The organism is Bacillota bacterium, assembly GCA_012837335.1.
Taxonomy (GTDB): Bacteria; Bacillota; Limnochordia; order Darwinibacteriales; family DTU012; genus DTU012.
Genome location: DURM01000042.1, coordinates 15,733 through 36,695 on the forward strand (window position 1 = coordinate 15,733; position 20,963 = coordinate 36,695).

The window sequence follows — 20,963 nt, forward strand, 5'->3', positions numbered from 1 at the left end:
TTAATGGTTTTATCAAAGCACGAATATCTCTAGAATGTGCCGGAAACATCTAATGTGCGGTCACCGCCATCTTTTGTGAAGGTGGAGCTAGCGATTCTTTCCTTTAGCTTCTCATAAAAAAGATCTTCATCAAAGGGCAGTTCAATCCAGGAATCGGTCCAGTCTGATAAATGCATAGCATTGGATAGAATCAGGCCGTTGATGCCCTCTTCTCCTGGAGCTAAGAGCGGCGTTCCCTTACGGATCGCATCAACCCAGTTTCTGAGCACTCCCTGATGACCGGGATAATCGCCGTCTGCTGGGACATCGCATTTCCAAGCTTCGGGCCTGCCGAAACCGCCTTGGTACTCAGCGTTAAACTGGCGCTCCGGTATCCGCAGGCGCCAGAAGGTAAGCTGGTCACCTTCCACCACAATTTTACCCCGGTCGCCCGAAATTTCCAGGCGGTTCGTACCGGGCGTCTCGCCGGTGGTAGTGATAAACAAGCCGGTTGCGCCGTTTTCATACTCCACATAAGCGGTGACATCGTCCTCCACTTCAATATCGTGGTATTTGCCGTAGTAGCAAAATGCTCTTACCCGCTTGGGCATGCCGCAGATCCACTGCCATAAATCCAGCTGATGCGGACACTGGTTCAGAAGCACTCCGCCGCCCTCGCCTGCCCAGGTAGCTCTCCAGCCCCCTGAGTCGTAATAGCTTTGGGGACGATACCAGTCGGTGATGATCCAGATCACCCGCTTTAATTCTCCCACCTCACCGCTTTGGACCAAATCCCGCACCTTTTGGTAGAGGGGATTGGTACGCTGATTGTACATCATGCTGAATACTCTGCCGCTTTTGGCAGCGGCTTCGTTCATTTCCCGCACCTGCTTAGTATAAACGCCGGCAGGCTTCTCAACCAACACATGCAGTCCCTGCTCAAAAGCGGCAACTGCCAGAGGTGGATGGTCGTAGTGGGGAGTTGCGATCACAACCGCGTCAACGCAGCCTGCTGCAAACATCTCCTCCGCGCTTTGAAAGCGCTTGAGATCGGAACCGAGATGCTTCTCTGCCCATTCCAAGCGCTGCGGATTGATATCGCAGACCGCGGTCAGTTCAGCGCCGGGAACCCGGCCTTGAATGAAATGACGGGCATGGCTGACGCCGATGTTCCCAATCCCGATAATCCCGACTCTTACTTTATCCAAGGCATTCACTCCTTCTCAACTTCTACAAACCCAGGTCCTTGAGATTGCGGTAGCTGATGGCCAGGCTTTCAAATGGATCGCGCGCGCAGATATCCTGCTCTACCGCTGCGTATTCCACTCCGGTTCTGCGGCACGCTTCAATAATCTCAGGCCACTCTAAGTTGCCCTCGCCTACTTCAGTCATCACCGACTCATTCTTGCCGGCATTGCCCATATCTTTAAAGTGAACTACCTTCATGCGGCCGGCCACCTTATTGATCCAAGTAACCGGATTTGCTCCGCCAACCTGCACCCAGTAAGTATCAAGTTCAAAATGAAAAGCATCCGGATCGCTTTCCTCGAGGAGAATATCGAGGCCGGTAACACCGTCAAATTTCTCGAACTCAAAGGCGTGGTTGTGATAAATAAACTGGAGGCCGTGATCCCGCAGTTTTTTCCCGATCTCACTAGCTCTTTTGGCAAAGCGCACCCAGCCTTCCCGGTCTTCTCGGTATTCGCCAGGCATGCCGCCGAGCCCCACATATTTGCAGTTCAAGATTTTATGCTCATTGATTAAGTTATCCAGATCATTCTCCATTCTGTCCCAGGGCACATGGGTTGCGCAGACGGTAAGCCCTTCCCGGTCAAGAATAGTTCTCAGCTCGTTAGTGTCAATCTGGCCGATGCCCGATACCTGCACGGACGGATAGCCGATCGCCTTGATCTTGCCCAAACCTTCAGCAATCTGCTCAGGAGTGCGCATAAACTCACGCACTGTGTAAAGCTGCGCTGCAATAATAGGACCGCTCATGTTCCTGCTCCTTTCTCTAGTTACTGCCTACTGCGAAAGTCTTTGAGAAACTCCTGGTAAACAGGCACATAAATCTCGGTATCTCTAACCACACATCCAGTCAACCGCGCTTCGCCTTTCAGCTCCGAGCACTTGCTGCAGCTGATGCAGACTTTGCGGGGATTCATCTCGCCGCTGGCGAAAATATCGTTGGCAAAATCTGGATAAGCAAAAGCTTCGCGACCGAAACCACAGATAGCCGCCCAGCCTTCCTTGACCATCCCGGCAGATACTAATGGCGCAAACTGCCGCAGCCAGCTGAAGCCGGTGCCCACAATAACGCATTCCGGCACTGTCTGCTGGATTTCTTTCACCAGGCTCAGCATGCGGTGCACACCGATCAGGGGATGCTCAGGCTGCGGATAGCCTTTTAAGCCGGCTTGATCGTATGGGCGGGACATATGCGGTGTAATATATGGGGTTGCCGCGGTAACGTTGATCATATTTAAACCTAAATCTACCAGTTCTTGCACAAACCGCTTCGGTTCGGTTAAATCAGGATCACCGTTTTCATCGCAGCCCCAGCCGTAGGGATAAGGAATTGCATCGTAAACATTGAGTCTGGTCGTGATTTCAATATCAATGCCTGCTGCTTTAATCTTGGTAATAACATTCTTTAACCAGCGGGTGCGGTTCTCATAGCTGCCGCCGTACTCGCCCGGACGGTTGTGGGCTCCTAACAGCTCACTGATGAGATAGCGGTGGCAGGCTTTAATGTCTACTGCATCAAAACCAGCTTCCGCTGCCAATCGGGCAGCTTCCACAAAATCATCTTCTAAAGCCTTCAGCTCTTCATCAGTAATTACCGGTTTGTCCGGATCAACACCTGATTTCTTATCAATCTCTGGTTCATGGACAGCGATCACTTTGCCATCACCGTAGCGTCCGGCGTGAGTGATTTGGAGCACCAGGTAAGGAGCAGCTCCATTAGCGTCTAAACCAGCTTGTCTGGTTGCGTCGGCTAATTTCTTAAATTCAGCCACATTATCTTTGTGGATATACAGCTGAGTCGGCTTACCCCGCCCGGCAGCGCTTGCTGCTGTGGCCTCAAACCAGATCAAGCCTGCGCCACCGCTGGCAAAACGCTGATAGCGGCGGTAGGTCAGTTCACCCGGGGATCCGTCCGGCTTGGCGTCGCACCCTTCCATTGGCTGAACGCTTAAACGGTTGGGAATTGTTTTATTTCCTACTTGAACTGGCTGTTTGAGCAGGGATACATCTGATTCCAGGGGCAGTTCTAAGTTGTATTTGTCAAGATCAGCAGTAAAGTCTTCCAGTGTTTTGTAATCAAACTTAAGCTTTTCCACTAACTTAAATCCTCCTTTTCGTCTTGAAATTGCTTAACAACCTCAGTTAAATAGTGAGCAAACTCCTGCCTCAGTTCCGGCATTTCCAGGGCAAACTCAACTGTGGCTTTGAGAAAGCCCAGTTTGCTGCCGACATCGTAGCGCCTGCCTGCAAAGGCATAGGCGTAAATCTGCTGACGGGCTAACAGGGTCACTAAGGCATCGGTAAGCTGGATCTCTCCCCCTTTGCCCGGTTTGGTCGATGCGAGGATTTCAAAAATTTCGGGAGTAATGATGTAGCGGCCTAAAATGGCAACATTACTGGGAGCCTCCGCTACAGCCGGTTTCTCCACCAACCCAGTCACCCGGTAAAGTCCGGATTCAATTTCCTCACCTTTAATTACTCCGTATTGGTCTACCATGTTTTCCGGAACAGGCTGTACGCCGAGCACGCTGGTTCGCACCTGTTCATATACTTCTACCAGCTGCTTTAAGCAGGGCACGGAATTAGCGACAATATCATCACCCAGCAAAACCGCAAACGGTTCATTGCCTACAAAGGAGCGGGCGCAGTAGATGGCGTGGCCTAAGCCCTTCGGTTCTTTCTGCCGCACATAGTGGATATTAACCATGTTGGTAATATCCTCGATCAGCCTTAACCGTTCGGTGTCGCCCTTGGCTTTTAAAGCGGCTTCCAGTTCGTAGTTTTTGTCAAAATGATCTTCGATAGACCTTTTGTTTCGTCCGGTGACAATTAGGATTTCTTCAATGCCCGATTCAACTGCTTCTTCAATAATAAATTGAATTGAAGGTTTGTCCACAATGGGCAGCATCTCTTTCGGCTGCGCTTTGGTTGCGGGCAGAAATCTGGTGCCTAATCCCGCTGCTGGAATTACTGCTTTTTTAATTTTCACGGCATACTTCCTCTCTAGCCTGAAATTGGCAGGATTAATTTTGGTTGCGTAGAATATGAGTTAGTTAAATATCACTGCAAAGGAGACTGCACATGACAATCATTAAACCTAACTCAACCGTTTTATTTCAAGGCGACAGCATTACCGACTGCGGACGGGACCGCAACGACCCTGATAGTCTCGGGCGCGGCTATGCGCTGATGGCTGCCGGTATGTTCTCCGCCTTATATCCAGAGCACAAGGTGAAATTTATCAACCGCGGCATCAGCGGCAACCGAACCGAGCATCTTGTAGCAAGATGGCAGGCAGACTGCATTGACCTTCAACCCGATTTTGTTTCAATTATGATCGGAATCAATGATGTCTGGCACGCTTATAATAAAAGGATTGAAACTGTATCTATTGACCAGTTTACAGCTAATTACCGCCACATCCTCAACCTAACCCGCGAGCATCTGGACGCAGAAATCCTGCTGATGGAACCTTATGTACTCCACATACCGGAAGACCGGATGCTGTGGCGGGAGGATTTGGATCCGAAGCGGGAAGCTGTTAGGAAATTAGCTCAGGAATTTGATGCGATTGTCATTCCGATGGATGAGATTTTCCAAGCTGTGGCAGCTGACGACCCGGGTTTCTGGTGTCCGGATGGAGTCCACCCCGCGCCAGCAGGCCACGGACTGATTGCCAAAGCTTGGCTTGAGGCTGTGAAAGCACTTTAGTAAAATTCCGGTCCTCGGTGTTATTCTATATTATAATGGTATTTCCCTGCCAATAAATGCAGTGCGTACCAATTAAGGAAGGTGCAGAATAATGAAGAGTTTAAACAAACCTGTAATTAAGATCGGTCTCCTTGGACTAGGCACAGTCGGTACCGGTACGACACAAATTCTCACCAATAACGGCGCAGACATTACCGCAAAGGTCGGCAGCAAACTGCAGATTACCAAAGCGCTGGTGCGCGACGTTTCCAAACCCCGGCCGAATATGGATCCCAGTATCCTTTTGACCCAGGATCCAGCCGATGTTCTCGCAGATCCGGAGATCGATATTGTTGTGGAAGTGATGGGAGGCATTGAACCGGCGCGGGAGTATATCGCAGCGGCTCTGGCCGGCGGAAAATATGTGGTTACTGCTAATAAGGATCTAATGGCAGTGCACGGAAGTGAGCTGTTAAGCATCGCCCGGGAAAACCACCGCACTATTTACTACGAAGCGAGTGTTGGCGGCGGTATCCCTCTGCTCCGCCCCATCAAGCGCTGCTTAGCTGCCAATAAGATCGAAAGCGTCATGGGTATAATCAATGGCACTACCAATTATATCTTGACCCAGATGACAATCGCCAAGAAAGATTTTCAGGACGCGCTGGCTGAAGCCCAGGCCAAAGGTTTTGCGGAAGCCGACCCTTCCAATGATCTGGAAGGCCGAGACGCAGCTTACAAGTTGGCAATTCTAGCTTCGCTCTGCTTTAACAGCGCCGTTGATGTTAATCAAATTGCTGCTGAAAGCATCACTGAGGTAAGTGTGCGGGACATTGTATACGCTGATGAGCTGGGCTTTGTAATTAAACTCCTGGCAATTGGGGAAGAAACTCCGGAAGGACTGCTCTTAAGAGTCCACCCCACTCTCGTTCCGAAGCACCATCCTTTAGCTTCAGTGCACAATGAGTTCAACGCGGTCTTCTTAGCGGGCGATGCTGTGGGCGAGCTGATGTTTTACGGCCGCGGTGCGGGCTCTCTGCCTACTGCCAGCGCGGTCGTGGCCGATGTGATTGAAGCAGCTCGGAACATCAACTACCAGATTGAAAACGGCTATACCCATCCCACAGCGGCTGCGAAGCGGATTGTACCGATGGCAGAGACTAAATCCTGCTTCTATGTGCGCTTAAAAGCAAAAGACCAGCCCGGGGTATTCGGTGCCGTTGCCACTGCTCTTGGTGATGAAGGCATCAGTCTGGATTTGATTCTCCAGAACCAAAGGGAAGTTAACTTAGCTGAGATCGTTTTGGTCACCCATAAAGTGCCGGAAGCAAACTTCTACCGCGCTTTGGAGAGGATAAAAAAACTGGACAGCATCCGTAATATTTCTAACGTGATGCGGGTACTGGAAAGGGGTTAATTCATGGCTTGGCAGGGACTTATCGCTCAATATCGGGATTATTTGAATATCGAACCGGATACACCGATCATCACTTTAAATGAAGGCAATACCCTCTTATTAAAAGCAGAACATCTGCCCAAAAAGCTGGGCTTAGATCTAAACATCTATTTAAAATTTGAAGGACAGAATCCCACCGGGTCCTTTAAGGACCGGGGCATGACCATGGCGGTTACCAAGGCTGTTGCCGCCGGGTCCCGGGCAATTATCTGCGCGTCCACCGGGAATACTTCCGCATCGGCGGCGGCTTACGCTGCCCGGGCGCAGATCGACTGCCTGGTGCTGATTCCCCAAAACGCGGTTGCTTTAGGGAAACTTGCCCAGGCAATCACCTATGGGGCCAGGGTAATTGCGGTAGAAGGAAATTTTGATGACGCGCTGGAGCTGGTCCGCCAGCTGGCGGAAGTTGAGCCGGTTACCATCGTAAACTCCATCAATCCGGACCGCATTGAAGGCCAAAAAACCGCGGCTTTTGAAATCTGCGATCAGTTAGACCGCGCTCCCGACTACATCTCGATTCCGGTGGGTAACGCCGGCAATATTTCAGCTTACTGGCAGGGTTTCAAAGCCTACCATCAAGCTGGAAAAATTGACAAGCTGCCGGTGATGTGCGGATTCCAAGCTGCAGGCGCCGCCCCGATTGTGCTGGGTAAACCGGTACCCAATCCGGAAACAATCGCTACAGCCATCAGAATCGGCAACCCAGCCAGCTGGAAAACAGCGGAGCAGGCCAGGGATGAAAGCGGAGGCACGATTGCTGCAGTAACTGATGGTGAGATCTTGGAAGCTTACCAGCTGTTGGCCAGCAGTGAAGGTATTTTTGCGGAACCAGCATCAGCAGCATCGATCGCCGGCTTGATTAAGCTTGCCCGAACAGGCCGCTTCCCTACCGGCAGCAGCATTGTCTGCATCCTCACCGGAAACGGCTTGAAGGACCCTGACACCGCCATGTCGATTGGTGTCAAGCCGGAGACAGTCAAAGCAGATTTGAATGCTCTGCGAAGCATCTTAGCTTAGGAGGCGGCGCTGTGAAGATTAAAATTGCGGTTCCGGCAACCAGCGCCAATCTCGGTCCTGGCTTTGACACCCTCGGGCTGGCGCTGAAAGTCTACAATTATCTAGAAGTTGATTTAGATACGGATCAAACTGTCGTGGAAATTACTGGCTCAGGCAGCGCTTATCTGCCCACTGACAAAACTAACCTGGTCTATAAAGCGGCTGCGGCGGTGTTTAAAACAGCAGGCAAAACTCCGCCTCCCCTTAGAATTAAGCAGGAAAACCACATTCCCCCTGCTTCCGGTTTAGGCAGCAGCGCTGCGGCGGTAGTAGGCGGAATGTTTGCAGCTAATGCGCTGCTTAAAAGCCCTTTCAGTCCGGGAGAACTGCTCAATCTGGCGGTAGAGTTCGAAGGTCATCCCGACAATGCAGCTCCGGCGCTGTTAGGGGGCCTGGTGGTCAGCGGTATCGATCGTGATCAGGTTATCTGGCAGAAAGTTGCGGTCAAAAATCCACCGCAGGTAGTAATCATTGCCCCTGAGTACCGCCTCAAAACAGCAGAATCCCGAAGCATGCTGCCTCGGGAAGTTGCTTTTAGTGATGCGGTTGGAAACTTAAGCCGCCTCGCATTTCTGCTCAACTGCTTTACTGCCGGCGACTACACCTATCTTCGCTATGGCTGCGAAGATTTTCTCCACCAGAACTACCGGGCCGAGCTGATCCCAGGGTTTCAAGCTGCCATTTCTGCGTGCTACCAGGCAGGAGGTTTAGGCGCAGCGCTTTCAGGGGCCGGACCCTGTGTGATTGCTTTTGCCAAATCTGACGCTGAAAAGGTAGCAACCCGGATGCTGGCTGCTTTTGGAGAGCATGGGATCAAAAGCCGCGCAATAATCACCGGTATATCCGATCAAGGGGCATCTGTTGTTTAAAGCGCCTGCAAAACCTGCTCAGCGTATTTTTTTGCATCCGCAAGCGACATATCGCGGTAGTTGCCGCACTGGAGCTCATTGGCAGCCGGCACTTCGTCGGCTGCTAAAACTTTCTGGAGAGCTTTTTTAAGCGCCGCTTTAATCTCATCAGCGCTGCTCTCCCCCACCTTAATCAGGTAAAAGCCAGTGCGGCAGCCCATGGGCGAGAGATCAACAACATCTGCGATTTCTTCCCGCAAAAATCCAGCCAGGAGATGCTCCAGGGCATGTGCCGCCCCGGTGGGCATAATATCCTGGTTTGGCTGGGTAAAGCGGAGATCAAATTTAGTAATCAAATCGCCTTTCGGCGTGGTAATCCGTCCGCAGCTGCGGACAAAGGGAGCTTTCACCTTGGTATGATCAAAGGTAAAGCTTTCAACAACAACCTTATCCATGGGTTGACCTCCTCATCAAAATTCATTAAAGAAAGGAATGGAGTTATGACAATCAGCTATCGCACTATCTCGGAAGCGGAGTTTCCCCAGGCAATGGCGATTCGCTTTAAGGTGTTTGTGGACGAGCAGCAGGTGCCGCCTGAGGAGGAGCAGGACCACTATGACCAAACTGCGGTCCACTTCGGCGCTTTTGACCATGGGATCATGGTGGGCACCGGTCGCGTAGTAAGCGACGGCCGCAGAGGTAAGATCGGCCGTCTCGCTGTATTAAAATCTCACCGCGGCAGGGGCATCGGCATGGGGCTCCTCACTGCGATGACCGCATGGTGCCGAGAGCAGGGTCTTGAGGAAGCCTACCTCGGCGCTCAGCTTCACGCCATCCCCTTTTATGAAAAAGCCGGTTTTACCGCCGAAGGCCGAATCTTTGATGATGCCGGCATCCCCCACCGCATGATGAGAAAAAAGCTCTAATAAATAACCTGCTTGCTTAAGGCAATCGGGTTGTCGTCTGGTCCAAGGGGACGCAGCCTTACCGTAAAGCTGACCCGCTCCGGCCTTACCTGATACTTTGGCAGCGTCATCGGCCCACAGCTGCCGCCTCCGAGACCGGTCTGCCGGTAGTCGACATTGAACACAATATAATCCCGCGGCTTAAGCTCGTAGGTGTGCTTTGCTTTTTCAAAATCATCGGTTGTATGGAAATGGGCACTGGTTTCTACCAATGACTGCCCCACTACTAAGAGCCCGATCTGATCGTGGTTAGTCAGGGCAACCCAGCGGATATCAGTTTTATTGCCGTTTTCCTGGGGATGGATATAGGGAACGTACTGATCCTGGACCAGACCCTGATAAATCCCCACCGGATACCCCGCTTTGCGGTCCCAGTAGTTTTCCTGCGGACCCCGCCCAAACCAGGTCATCACCTGATACTCGCTGGGCAGGTTCATCTGCAGGCCGATCCGCGGCAGGGTAGGCAGATTGAGATCCGGCTGCACAGTAGTGGTGAGCACGATATCGCCACTGCCGTAAATCCGATACTGATAGTAATAGGCGAACCGGGCCGGACCGCTGGTAGAATCAGCGCAGGCGGTTACCTCTATCTGGACTGCGGTAGGCTCAACCAGTGTCAGTTCGCAGTTAACCTCAGAAAGCTTAAGTCTGTCGTAACCCGCCTCATACCACTGGCGTGCCAATTTTGGCGCATCGTTATCCGTGGGAGCCCGCCAAATATTGACATGGGGACCGGCGTTAAACAGCTCATGACCGTTAAAGACATAGGAGCTGATCTGTCCCCGCTTGCGGTCAAAGACTACTTTGAAACTGCTGCCGGTGATCTCGAACTGAAACTCATTTTCCTCTACTTTTAGTTCCGGTAAATCAGCAGGATCGAGCACCGCAGGCGCAGGCACATTGTACTTCAGCTCAAACTGCTCCCACGCCACCTCGTGGCCTTTATCCGCCCACTTGGCATCGTGCTTGAGGCAGAAACTAATATAGAGGAAGTACTCCGTTCCCGGCTTTAGCAGCGGTTTCGTCATGGGCAGATTGACCCGCTCTGTCTGCCCCGGTTTGGTATACAGCGTTTTAAGCTGGCCTGACTGGAGCACTTGCCCTCCGTCCGCCTTTAATTCCCAGAATAGATCATAGCCGCTTAAATCCACGGCCTCATGGAGATTAGTAACTTCAATTATTCCCTGCTCTTGATCAATCAGCTCAATCTTGATCGGCTGAAAGACCTTGCGGCATTCCCACATGGCAGGATGGGGTGTCCGATCTGGCCAGATTAAGCCGTTAATGCAGAACGGACCATCATTCGGCTCATCGCCAAAGTCACCGCCATAAGCCCACCATGCCTCACCGTCTTCGGTATACCGCTTTAAGCCTTGATCAATCCAGTCCCAAATAAAGCCGCCCACCAAGCGTGGGTACTTGTGCACCAGCTCCCAGTATTCCACCAAATTGCCGGTGCTGTTGCCCATGGAATGGGCGAATTCACACATCACTACCGGACGGTCTTCGCCAGGCTCAGTGGCTAACTGCTCGAGAAATTCCAGGGATGGATACATGGTACTGATCATATCGAGGCAGGAAGCGACTTTCCCATTTTTGCGGCGTCGGAGCGCGCCTTCGTAGTGAACCAAGCGTGTCGGGTCATAACCGTGAATCCAGCCGGCGCAGGCCTCATGATTTGGGCCAAATCCCGCTTCGTTTCCTAACGACCAGATCAGTACCGAAGGATGGTTTTTGTCTCGGAGCACCATCCGGCTGACGCGATCCAAAAATGCTCCCAGCCACTCCGGACTGTTGGCCGGATCATCGGCCGGGCCTGGCCCAACCTGGGCAATGCCGTGGGTCTCGATGTTCGCCTCATCGATTAAATAGATGCCGTATTCATCGCAGAGTTCATACCATTTAGGATCATTCGGGTAATGGGCAGTGCGGACCGCGTTAAAGTTAAACCGCTTCATAAGCTTGATCTCCGCCACCATATCTTCATAAGGCACATACTTGCCGAACTCGTCATGGTGATCATGGCGGTTGACACCGCGGAAAATGACAGGATTGCCGTTAACTAATATCCTGCCGTCTTTAACATCAATCTGGCGGAAGCCCACCCGGCTGCTTTCAATGTGGAGTGGCATGCCGTTGTGGTCATGGAGCACCAGCACTAAAGTATACAGCTGGGGAGTCTCAGCAGACCACTTCAAAGGACTTGCGACATCTGCTTTAAAGGCGGCAATCCGGTTCTGCCCTGCCTTGACCTTAAGATCGACCGCGTGGAAGTTTTCCAGCTCCACCTGCTGTCCCTCAGGATCGTATAAATAACCGACGAGGCTGCAGCCTTCAGCAGAAGCTGCGCCGGCATTAGTAATCTTTACTTCCACATCCAGCACCGCATCGCGGTATTCAGCATCAAAAAGTGTTTTAATAAAATAGTCCTGAATATAAACATTCGGGGTGGTGTACAAATAAACATCGCGGTGAATGCCGCTCAACCACCACATATCCTGATCCTCAAGATAAGTGCCGTCGCTCCAGCGGAGCACCATTAATGCCGCGGTGTTTTCTCCGGGCTGGACATACTCAGTTACGTCAAACTCTGCCGGCAGGCGGCTGTCCTGGCTGTAGCCAACTGGTTTTCCATTGATCCACAGGTAAAAAGCAGAATCAACGCCGCCGAAGCCGATGAAGATTCGGCGTCCAATCCACTCCGGATCGACTGTAAAGGTGCGGCGGTACAATCCGGTGGGATTCTCCTGCGGCACCCGCGGGTAATTCGGCTCGAAAGGAAACTGCGCGTTAGTGTATATCGGTCGATCAAAGCCCTGAAGCTGCCAGTTGCCCGGAACTCTGATCGTATGCCAGTTTGCGGTGTCAAAATCAGGAAGGTAGAATCCTTCCGGTGCCCGCTCAGGGGCATCAACTAACAAAAAGTCCCAGGTGCCGTTAATCAGCTTGTACCAAGGTGAAATCTTATCCCTGGTCTGAGCTCTGGCAAAATCGGCGTAGGGAAAGAGAGGTACATGTCCCGGCATCCGGTTCCTCTCAAATATTCGGGGGTTTTCCCAATCTACTCGCTTCAATTTTCCTAAGCCTCCTCTTCACTGCTAGCTTATCCAAATTTTAGCTTCTTCCATTCACAATCATTCTCTACTATCTGCCCAGTCCCTGCCAGGACACAAAAAAAGAGATGCCGAAACCGACATCTCCTAATCCCCAAATTAATTCTTGGCTCTAAAGTCAAGCATAAAGTCGCGCAGAGCTTCAACGGCCTCAATAGGCACCGCGTTGTAAATTGAAGCGCGGCAGCCTCCTACTGAGCGGTGGCCGTTAATGCCTACAAACCCGGCCGCCTTGGCTTCCGCAAGAAACTTAGCTTCCAGATCTTTATCCGCGAGGGTAAAGGTAACGTTCATCAATGAGCGGGCTTCCGGATCGGCGTGTCCCTGGTAAAAGCCGTCACTGGTGTCAATGGCATCATAGAGCAGCTCAGCTTTGGCCCGGTTGTGCTCAGCGATTGCTTCCAGCCCTCCCCTGCTGTCTACCCAATCCAGCACTTTGCTCAATACATAGATCGAGGTGGTGGGCGGTGTGTTGTAAAGCGAATTAGAGTCAATATGAGTTTTATACTTTAACATGGTGGGCAGCTGTTCGGGCACATTAGTCAGGAGATCCCGGCGGATGATCACGACCGTTACTCCGGCAGGACCTAAATTTTTCTGGGCACCAGCATAGATCAAACCGAATTTACTCACATCAAAGGGCCGCGACAAAATATCGCTGGACATATCGGCAATCAGCGGCACGCCTTCGGTGTCGGGAAACTCATGCCACTGGGTGCCGTAAATCGTGTTGTTGGAAGTGATATGGACATAAGCGTGATCCCGGCTGATCTGCAGACTGTCTAGGGCGGGAATGTATTTGTAATTGCGGTCTTCGCTGCTTCCGCCCACAAAGGTGCCGCCCAGCTTCTCTGCTTCTTTAAGGGCTTTTTCCGACCAGGTTCCAGTTAAAATATAGTTTGCGGTTTGACCCTGGGCTAAAAGGTTCATGGGCACCATTGCAAACTGGAGACTGGCCCCACCTTGAAGGAAGAGAATCTCGTAGTCTTCTGGTATAGCTAATAGTTTATAAAGCATTGCTTTAGCGTGGTTATGTACAGCATCATAATCTTTACTTCGATGGCTGATCTCCATAATTGACATGCCTGTGCCGGCGAAATCCAGCAGTTCTGCTTGAACCTGTTCCAGCACTGGCCAAGGCAGCGCTGATGGTCCGGCGTTAAAATTATAAGCTCGTTTCATCGGTTTCTCCCTCCCGAAGAACTGATTTGAGTACTATAGTACCACAGAATGATGGAATTAAAAATACAAAATGACAATTTTTTCACCATATTAACGCTTTCATAATCAGATTTACTTTTTCATGATTACTTTTTTCGTGTTATAATAGTACAATAATTAAATAAAGCCACGAGAGGGGATAGGGAATGTTTCGGGTGTTAGTTTCAGACAAGATCAGCGAGGAGGGCCTGGCACCGTTTTTAAACAGCAGTGAGATTGAATATGTGCTGCAGGATGTCAAAGATACGGATGACTTGGATGCATATCACGCCCTATTGGTGCGCAGCGCCACTAAAGTTACTGATGAACTGATGGCGAAAATGCCGAAGCTGAAAATCATTGCCAGAGCCGGTGTCGGGGTGGACAACATCGATGTTGAGGCTGCCACTAAGCGGGGAATTATTGTAGTCAACGCTCCTTCTGGCAACACCATTTCCACCGCTGAGCACGCTTTTGCCATGATGATGGCCTTAGCGCGGAAAATCTGCCCGGCTAACAATTCGGTGAAAAACGGTGAGTGGAACCGCTCGGCGTTCCAGGGCAGGGAGTTAAAAGGCAAATCGCTCGGAATTATCGGTTTTGGCAGAATCGGTTCGGAAGTTGCCAAGCGAGCCAAGGCCTTTGATATGACTGTTCTCGCCTATGACCCGTTCTTAACCAAGGATCGCGCAGAAAAACTGCGGGTCAATCAAGTCAGCTTAAATGAGCTGCTGGCTAAATCAGATATCATTACGATACATACTCCTCTCACCCAGGAAACCAAGGGTCTGATCAACATGGAGTCGCTTAAGATTACCAAACAGGGAGTTTTAATCATCAACTGCGCTCGCGGCGGTATTGTTGACGAAGCGGCGCTCAAACATTATCTCGAAATTGGGCATGTTGGCGGCGCTGCTCTTGATGTTTTTGAAACTGAGCCGCCGCAGAATTTGGACCTGCTTAAAATGGACAATGTAATTGCCACTCCCCACATTGCCGCTTCGACCAAGGAAGCGCAGCTGAATGTGGCGACCATCGTGAGTGAAGAAGTGCTGAACTTTGCTGAAGGCAAACCGGTCCGCAATGGTGTTAATCTGCCGGCTGTTTCCAGCGAGGTTTTAGCCAAGGTCAGCCATTACTATGAGCTGACCAAGATCATGGGTTTAATTGTATCGAAGCTTGCCGAAGGCTCGGTCAAATCGCTGGAAGTGCACTACAGCGGACCGATTACCGCTTTAGAGACTACTTTAGTAACCAGGGGCCTGTTAGCCGGTTTCCTGCAGCCCCGCGTTGATTTTATTGTCAACGATGTCAATGCTCCAATTATCGCAAAGGAGTACGGCATCAGCTATGGAGAGAAATACTTAGATAATGGTTCGGTCTACACCAACCTGATTAAAGCAGTCGCCATCACTGACAAGGGATCCTTTACTTTAGAAGGCACCTGCATCAGAGAATATGGACCGCGGATCGTTTCCATTGACGGTTTTGACATCGACCTCGCTCCTTTTGGCAGCGTGCTGCTGGTCGACCACGTCGATACTCCGGGTGTTGTGGGACGAGTGGGACAGGTCCTCGGCAGCAATGCGATTAATATCGGGGGCATGCAGGTAGGCCGCAAACAGCAGGGTGGCGCGGCACTGATGATAATCAACATCGACAAGCCAATTACCCCTGAAGTTCACGCTGAGTTAGAAGCAATCAGCGAAGTCACTCGGATTACCAATATTGAGTTTTAAACATAACTAACCTCCCCGCGCCGGTTGAGATTTCTCAGCCGGCGCCCTGTTTTTTTCTGGAAAATTGGATTTTTATACCCCTTGATTGGCAAAAAAATGTGCGTATATAATTAATAGAGGCTAATTTTAAATAACCTGAAAAGAAAGAGGAGGAGTTGTATGCAGCGCAAACGTTTGAGTTTAACTTTAGTCGTGACACTGCTGTTGGTTGTTGGGTTGTTTGCAGTTAGCCAGATTCCAAACATGCAAATTTTTGCTCAGGAGGAGCAGCAGCCGCAAACCGCTGTTTCGACACCAGCTGATTCGAGTTCAAAGGCGGAGCTGCTGTTTAACTCGCTCGGCAACCCCTATCAAATTGCTGACATTGCGGAAGCAGCGAATCCGGCTACAGTCTACATTCAGGTAACCTGGCCTGCACAAGAGGAAACCCCAAGGTATTGGCGTTATGATCCATTTAGTTTCTTTTTTGGTTTTGACTTTTGGGGATTGCAGCCATCACCGTCTGCACGGGAGAGGATCACCCAGGGCAGCGGGTTTATTATCGATGAAAAAGGCATTGTGCTCACCAATCAGCATGTTGTTGGCGACGCAGGACAGGGTCAAAAGATTACAGTAACCATTACATCCCCAACCATCAGCGGTGACTTCCCGGCCACGGTTTTAGGTTCGGATGCCCGCTTGGACTTAGCAGTCCTCCAAATTGAAGGCGAAGGACCATTCCCAACCGTACCCCTAGGAGATTCTGACAAAGCGCGCCAAGGTGAATGGGTGATCGCCATCGGCAACCCCTACGGCAGACAGTTTGACCATACCGTAACTGTAGGTGTGCTGAGCGCTAAAGGACGGGAAATCGAGATTATCGGTTCTGACCGCACAACCCAAACCTATAAAAACTTGATGCAGATCGATGCCGCCATTAACAGCGGTAACTCCGGCGGACCCCTGCTTAACATTAAAGGTGAAGTAATTGGCATTAACACAGCAGTTCACGCAGAAGCCCAAGGAATTGGTTTTGCTATTCCCATCAATGTTGCCAAAGAAGTGCTTGAGGAGCTGATTGAAACCGGGGGGGTAGCCCTGCCGCCTGAGCCCTGGCTTGGCATTTACTACGGCAGCGTTACCGATGATATCCGCGATTATTTCAGTCTCCCTGATGCGCGAGGAGTATTTATCAGCAGAGTAGTGGCCGGCTCTCCGGCTGCCGAAGCGGGAATTCAACCCGGAGACGTAATCCTCCGCATCAACCAGCGCGAGATTGTGGAGCAGGATGATCTAGCCGAGGTAATTGCAGAATGTAAAGTCGGCGACACAATTATGCTCTACCTCATCCGCAATGGCGACAGCCTGCTGCTTCCGGTAACCCTCGGTGATAAGCCGCAGGAACTCCGGAATTAAGCCGAAGAATCAAAAACAGCGTTATCCACAAGGATAGCGCTGTTTCTTATTATGTTCTCCGGTTAGAAATAAACCATTTTTCCGGTATCAGCTGATTCTCGCGCCCTTAAGCAGGCTTCAGTAACCCGGAACGAATCTTTCGCGCTGACCAGGCATTGGCCTTCGCCCCGCACCTGCTTCACGAACTCAGCAAAGAAAGCGGGAGGCTGCATCAGGGGCAGTTCCTGGGTCCCAGGCTGGTCCGCGCTGATTAAGTAAACTCTGCCGCCGCGAACCTCAATAACTCCTTTGGTGCCCGCTGCGCGGACGCGGTCATCGCCGTGAGATTCAGCTGTGCTTGGTCGGAGATAATCAATATTCACTGACCCAAACACTTCATTGGTAAATTCAAAGTGGCACAGACCGGTCATTTCCATGGTGCCTAAGCCGCGGTTGTGCATGGCGGAATGATGGGCCATTACCGAAATGAAGTCCTCCCCGGCGAACCAATAGACCCAATCAATCGCGTGGCTGCCAACCCAAGGGATGGTGCCGCCGTAGCTGACGCGGTTTTTGAAAAAGTTAGGGCGGCTGCCTAAACGGTAGGACTTCTGGGCGGTTAGGAGTCTAACTTCACCGATCTTACCATCCTGCACCGCGTGCCAGGCAGTGTAAAACGCTGGATCGTAGCGCAGTCCCAGCATGGCTGCGACTTCTACTCCGGCTCGCTCGTATTCCTTTTCCAAGACCGCTAGCTCTTCCATAGTAGTAGCCAGGGGCTTTTCACCAAAGAGATGAATCTTGCGGCTTAATACTTCAAAGTTAACTTTAGCGTGATCGCCAAAATGGCAGTTAACCGCGGCAATATCCGGCTTAAGCTCATCGAGCATAACCCGGTAGTCATCATAGTATTTGGGGCTTTGGCCGCGCTTTTCCGCTTCTTTCATAAACTTAGCGGTGTTTTCCCCCTCTGAACCGGGGGCAATACCCACCACTTCAATGGTAGGATCCGCGCTCATGGCGCGGAAAACAAAGCTGGCATGACCGCTGCCGCCAATAATGCATACTCTCATTTTAACCCTTCCTTCTTATCCCCTTTTCAGCAGTACTTCCTGCTCGTATTTCTTAACTTCGTCGAGCCACTCTTCTCTAACCGGTACATTCTGCTGCAGGCAGAAGTAATCCCAGACAGCTGTCCAGGGGTAGGATTTCATTTCTTCCATGATCGCCAGGCGGGAAGTCAGATCGCCTTCAGCCTCAAACTGCTTGATTTTATCTGACGGCTCAAGCATCGCTTTTAAGAGCGCTTTGTAAGTATTGCGGGTACCAATTGCCCAGGCTGCAATCCGGTTGATGCTGCCATCAAAAAAGTCAAGGGCAATGTAGACGCGGTCTTGAACGCCGCCTCTGACGATTTCTTCCATAATCCGTTGGGTTTCATCATCAAGAGTTACAACGTGGTCGCTGTCCCATCTTACCGGACGGCTTACGTGCAGCAGCAGTGAATCGACAAAGGTTAAGGCAGCCGAAATCTTATCAGAGATTACTTCGGTCGGGTGGAAATGCCCAGCATCGAGACACAGAGTCACGTTGTTCTTAACCGCATAGGCTAAGTAGAATTCGTTGGAACCGACAGTATAGCTCTCAGAGCCGATGCCGAAGAGTTTACTCTCAACTGCGTCAATGTTGTATTCTTTGGAAATGTCTTCCGCTAAAATCTCATCGAGAGATTCCATCAAGCGCTGCCGAGGCGCAAACCGATCTGCCGGCATGTCTTTATAGCCATCGGGTACCCAGATGTTGGTGACACAGGGAACACCCAGCTCTTTACCGAAATACTCACCAATTTTGCGGCAGGCTATGCCATGGTCAATCCAGAACTTGCGCACTTTCGGATCGGGATGGCTTAAGGTAAATCCATCATCGCTTAACGGATGGGAAAAATAAGTGGGATTAAAGTCGAGGCCGATGCCGAGCTTTTTCGCCCATTCAACCCAGTTTTTAAAATGCTCGGGCTTCAGCTGATCCCGGTCTACCTGTTCCCCGCCTGTTTCTGAATACATGGCGTGGACATTAACCTTATGCTTACCGGGAATTAAAGACAGGGCTTTTTCTAAGTCCTGGCGCAGCTGCTCCGGAGTTTGGGCAACACCCGGGTAGTTGCCGGTTACTTGAATACCACCGGTTAATTGATCTGCGCCCTCAAAGCCGCGGACATCATCACCCTGCCAGCAGTTGATGGATACGCGGATATTGGCTAACTCTTCTAATACTTGGTCTGTATCTACACCCCATTTAGCATAGAGCTCTTTCGCGTGTAAATAGCTTTGTTCAATTTGTTTCTGTTTATCGGTCACTTTCCTCCGACTCCTTTCATTCAATAGTGTTGCATATTAATGCTTCCCTTTAATCCGTTTTTTTCCTGCTGCTTTCACTTATTATTAACCTGTGTTATAATAAAGCAACTGGAGAGAGGAGGAATATTATGGCAGTTGTTAAACCATTTCGAGCAGTCAGGCCACATCCAGATTACGCCCATCTCATCGCTGAGCTGCCTTATGATGTCATGAATACAGCTGAAGCGAAAAAGATGGCTGCGGGCAATCCTTATTCATTTCTGCGGATTGATCGACCTGAGATCAATTTTCCCGATCCGGTTGATCCTTATCAACCTCAGGTTTACGCAGAAGCAAACCGCATTCTGCAGCAGATGATTGCCGATAATCAATATATAATGGACCAACATGATTGTCTCTACATTTACCGCCAGATCATGGATGGACGAGCCCAAACCGGCTTAGTCTGCTGCACGTCTGTGGATGATTATCTCAACGGTGTGATTAAAAAGCACGAGCATACCCGCCCGGAGAAAGAAATCGACCGGGCCAACCATGTGCAGGCTCTTAATGCCCACACTGGTCCCATCCTCCAAACTTATCCTGACCACGAGGAAATCGCAGCGCTGATCAGCAGCTGGACCGAAACCCATGAGCCGGTCTACCGGTTTACAGCTCATCAAGTAGAGCAGATTGTGTGGGTTGTTGATCAAGCCGATGTGGTTACCAAGATTAGAACTCTCTTTGCTGAGGAAGTTCCTTATTTGTATATCGCTGACGGCCACCACCGCAGCGCGGCAGCCATGAGAACTGCTTTAATGAAGCGGGAAGAAAACCCAGATTACAGCGGGGACGAGGAATTTAACTATTTTCTGTCAGTAGTATTCCCGGCATCCGAATTAAAAATCATGTCCTACAACCGGGTTGTCCGCGATCTCAACAGTCTGCCGGAACAGGAGTTTCTAGCCAGGATTCAGGAGCGGTTTGAAGTAGTTACAGCACCTTCCCAACCTTACCAGCCGGAAACGCCCCATACTTTTGGCATGTATCTGGGAAGCACCTGGTATAAACTCACCATTAAACCAGAACTGATTCCAGTAGATGATCCGGTCAACAGGCTCGACGCGGCCCTGCTGCAGAATAATCTGCTTGAACCGGTGCTGGGCATTGTTGATCCCCGCACTGATGAGCGAATTGACTTTATCGGAGGAATCCGGGGCTTGAAGGAGTTAGAGCGCCGAGTCCACACCGATATGCAGGTCGCCTTCTCCCTCTACCCCACAGCGGTAGAGGAAGTAATCGCGGTAGCTGATGCGGGACTGGTTATGCCGCCCAAGTCTACCTGGTTTGAGCCAAAGCTCTTAAGTGGATTATTTGTTCATAAAATCTAAACGAGCTGCCTAATTTGGCAGCTCTTTTTTATTTGAGTTTGTTCTTAAATTCAGCTCTGAATTTCGCCACTTTAGGATTGATCACCAACCGGCAGTAAGTCTGGTTTGGATTGTGTTTGAAATACTCCCGGTGATAGTCTTCCGCGGGGTAAAACACTGTGTAGGGAGCAACTTCACTTACAATCGGGTCATCCCACAGCTTCTGATTCTCGGCAATCGCTGCTTCAACCGCAGTTTTCTGCTCATCATTGTGGTAAAAAACCACCGAGCGGTACTGAGTGCCCACATCTTCACCCTGGCGGTTAAGGGTGGTCGGATCATGCACCTTAAAGAACACTTCCAGAAGCTCTTCATAAGTAATAACTTCCGGGTCAAAAGTGATCTGCACTACTTCAGCGTGGTTGGTAGTTCCGGTGCAGACCAGCTCATAGCTGGGGTTGGCCACATTGCCTCCGGCATAGCCAGGCAAAACTTCTACTACTCCCTTCAAATCTGCAAAAACAGCTTCAATGCACCAAAAACAGCCTCCGCCAAGGGTTGCCTGCTGGAGTTTTGCTGCCATAATCGT

At 50.7% G+C, this 20,963-nt stretch carries 18 protein-coding genes; 8 read left to right on the forward strand and 10 right to left on the reverse strand.

Features of this window, described 5'->3' with window-relative positions; translation table 11 throughout:
- Positions 1-29: 29 nt before the first annotated feature.
- The 4 genes from GX019_05785 to galU are packed head-to-tail and all read right to left on the reverse strand — an operon-like array spanning position 30 to position 4,216.
- Complete coding sequence (locus GX019_05785) at positions 30-1,187, reverse strand: Gfo/Idh/MocA family oxidoreductase (protein HHT36672.1); 1,158 nt, start codon at positions 1,185-1,187, stop codon at positions 30-32.
- 22 nt (positions 1,188-1,209) lie between these two features.
- The gene (locus GX019_05790) at positions 1,210-1,977 is read right to left on the reverse strand and encodes a sugar phosphate isomerase/epimerase (protein HHT36673.1); all 768 of its coding nucleotides are present in this window, start codon (positions 1,975-1,977) and stop codon (positions 1,210-1,212) included.
- Between the two features lie 20 nt (positions 1,978-1,997).
- On the reverse strand, positions 1,998-3,323 hold the full coding sequence (locus tag GX019_05795; protein ID HHT36674.1) for an NADH:flavin oxidoreductase: 1,326 nt from the start codon (positions 3,321-3,323) through the stop codon (positions 1,998-2,000).
- Entirely contained in the window at positions 3,323-4,216 is an 894-nt protein-coding gene (gene galU, locus GX019_05800) for a UTP--glucose-1-phosphate uridylyltransferase GalU (protein HHT36675.1), read from the reverse strand. The genes GX019_05795 and galU overlap by 1 nt, the downstream gene beginning before the upstream one ends.
- A gap of 92 nt (positions 4,217-4,308) precedes the next feature.
- Between galU and GX019_05805 the strand changes: the two genes are divergently transcribed.
- The 4 genes from GX019_05805 to GX019_05820 all read left to right on the forward strand — a co-directional run bounded on the left by GX019_05805 (position 4,309) and on the right by GX019_05820 (position 8,298).
- Positions 4,309-4,938, forward strand: a complete 630-nt coding sequence (locus GX019_05805) for an SGNH/GDSL hydrolase family protein (GenBank protein HHT36676.1) — start codon at positions 4,309-4,311, stop codon at positions 4,936-4,938.
- Between the two features lie 91 nt (positions 4,939-5,029).
- Positions 5,030-6,334 carry a homoserine dehydrogenase gene (locus tag GX019_05810; protein ID HHT36677.1) on the forward strand — a complete coding sequence of 435 codons (1,305 nt, stop codon included), beginning with the start codon at positions 5,030-5,032 and terminating at the stop codon, positions 6,332-6,334.
- Between the two features lie 3 nt (positions 6,335-6,337).
- A complete protein-coding gene (locus GX019_05815) occupies positions 6,338-7,390 on the forward strand; it encodes a threonine synthase (protein HHT36678.1) in 1,053 nt (350 codons plus the stop codon).
- An 11-nt stretch (positions 7,391-7,401) separates the two neighbouring features.
- Positions 7,402-8,298 carry a homoserine kinase gene (locus GX019_05820; GenBank protein HHT36679.1) on the forward strand — a complete coding sequence of 299 codons (897 nt, stop codon included), beginning with the start codon at positions 7,402-7,404 and terminating at the stop codon, positions 8,296-8,298.
- Here GX019_05820 and GX019_05825 read toward each other — a convergent pair.
- Positions 8,295-8,732, reverse strand: coding sequence for an S-ribosylhomocysteine lyase (locus GX019_05825; GenBank protein HHT36680.1), 438 nt, complete (start codon positions 8,730-8,732; stop codon positions 8,295-8,297). The genes GX019_05820 and GX019_05825 overlap by 4 nt on opposite strands.
- A 45-nt stretch (positions 8,733-8,777) precedes the next feature.
- Here GX019_05825 and GX019_05830 point away from each other — a divergent pair, with 45 nt between their 5' ends.
- Positions 8,778-9,203: a GNAT family N-acetyltransferase gene (locus tag GX019_05830; protein ID HHT36681.1), complete on the forward strand. Its 426-nt coding sequence runs from the start codon at positions 8,778-8,780 to the stop codon at positions 9,201-9,203.
- Here the strand turns inward: GX019_05830 and GX019_05835 are convergent.
- Together GX019_05835 and serC are read right to left on the reverse strand one after the other, a co-directional pair.
- Complete coding sequence (locus GX019_05835) at positions 9,200-12,316, reverse strand: DUF4981 domain-containing protein (GenBank protein ID HHT36682.1); 3,117 nt, start codon at positions 12,314-12,316, stop codon at positions 9,200-9,202. The genes GX019_05830 and GX019_05835 overlap by 4 nt on opposite strands.
- Positions 12,317-12,454: 138 nt before the next feature.
- Positions 12,455-13,537, reverse strand: coding sequence for a 3-phosphoserine/phosphohydroxythreonine transaminase (serC, locus tag GX019_05840; protein HHT36683.1), 1,083 nt, complete (start codon positions 13,535-13,537; stop codon positions 12,455-12,457).
- 185 nt (positions 13,538-13,722) lie between these two features.
- On the opposite strand from serC, the gene GX019_05845 reads away from it, so the two are divergent.
- Positions 13,723-15,294 (forward strand): phosphoglycerate dehydrogenase, encoded by a 1,572-nt coding sequence (locus GX019_05845; GenBank protein HHT36684.1) that lies wholly within the window; start codon positions 13,723-13,725, stop codon positions 15,292-15,294.
- A gap of 159 nt (positions 15,295-15,453) precedes the next feature.
- Positions 15,454-16,689 (forward strand): trypsin-like serine protease, encoded by a 1,236-nt coding sequence (locus tag GX019_05850; GenBank protein ID HHT36685.1) that lies wholly within the window; start codon positions 15,454-15,456, stop codon positions 16,687-16,689.
- Between the two features lie 62 nt (positions 16,690-16,751).
- Here GX019_05850 and GX019_05855 read toward each other — a convergent pair whose 3' ends face one another.
- Positions 16,752-17,741 (reverse strand): Gfo/Idh/MocA family oxidoreductase, encoded by a 990-nt coding sequence (locus GX019_05855; GenBank protein ID HHT36686.1) that lies wholly within the window; start codon positions 17,739-17,741, stop codon positions 16,752-16,754.
- Between the two features lie 15 nt (positions 17,742-17,756).
- Positions 17,757-19,025: an L-rhamnose isomerase gene (locus GX019_05860; GenBank protein HHT36687.1), complete on the reverse strand. Its 1,269-nt coding sequence runs from the start codon at positions 19,023-19,025 to the stop codon at positions 17,757-17,759.
- Positions 19,026-19,153: 128 nt separating this feature from the next.
- Between GX019_05860 and GX019_05865 the strand changes: the two genes are divergently transcribed.
- Complete coding sequence (locus GX019_05865) at positions 19,154-20,395, forward strand: DUF1015 domain-containing protein (protein ID HHT36688.1); 1,242 nt, start codon at positions 19,154-19,156, stop codon at positions 20,393-20,395.
- A gap of 28 nt (positions 20,396-20,423) precedes the next feature.
- Here GX019_05865 and msrA read toward each other — a convergent pair whose 3' ends face one another.
- Positions 20,424-20,957, reverse strand: coding sequence for a peptide-methionine (S)-S-oxide reductase MsrA (msrA, locus tag GX019_05870; protein HHT36689.1), 534 nt, complete (start codon positions 20,955-20,957; stop codon positions 20,424-20,426).
- Positions 20,958-20,963: the final 6 nt, after the last annotated feature.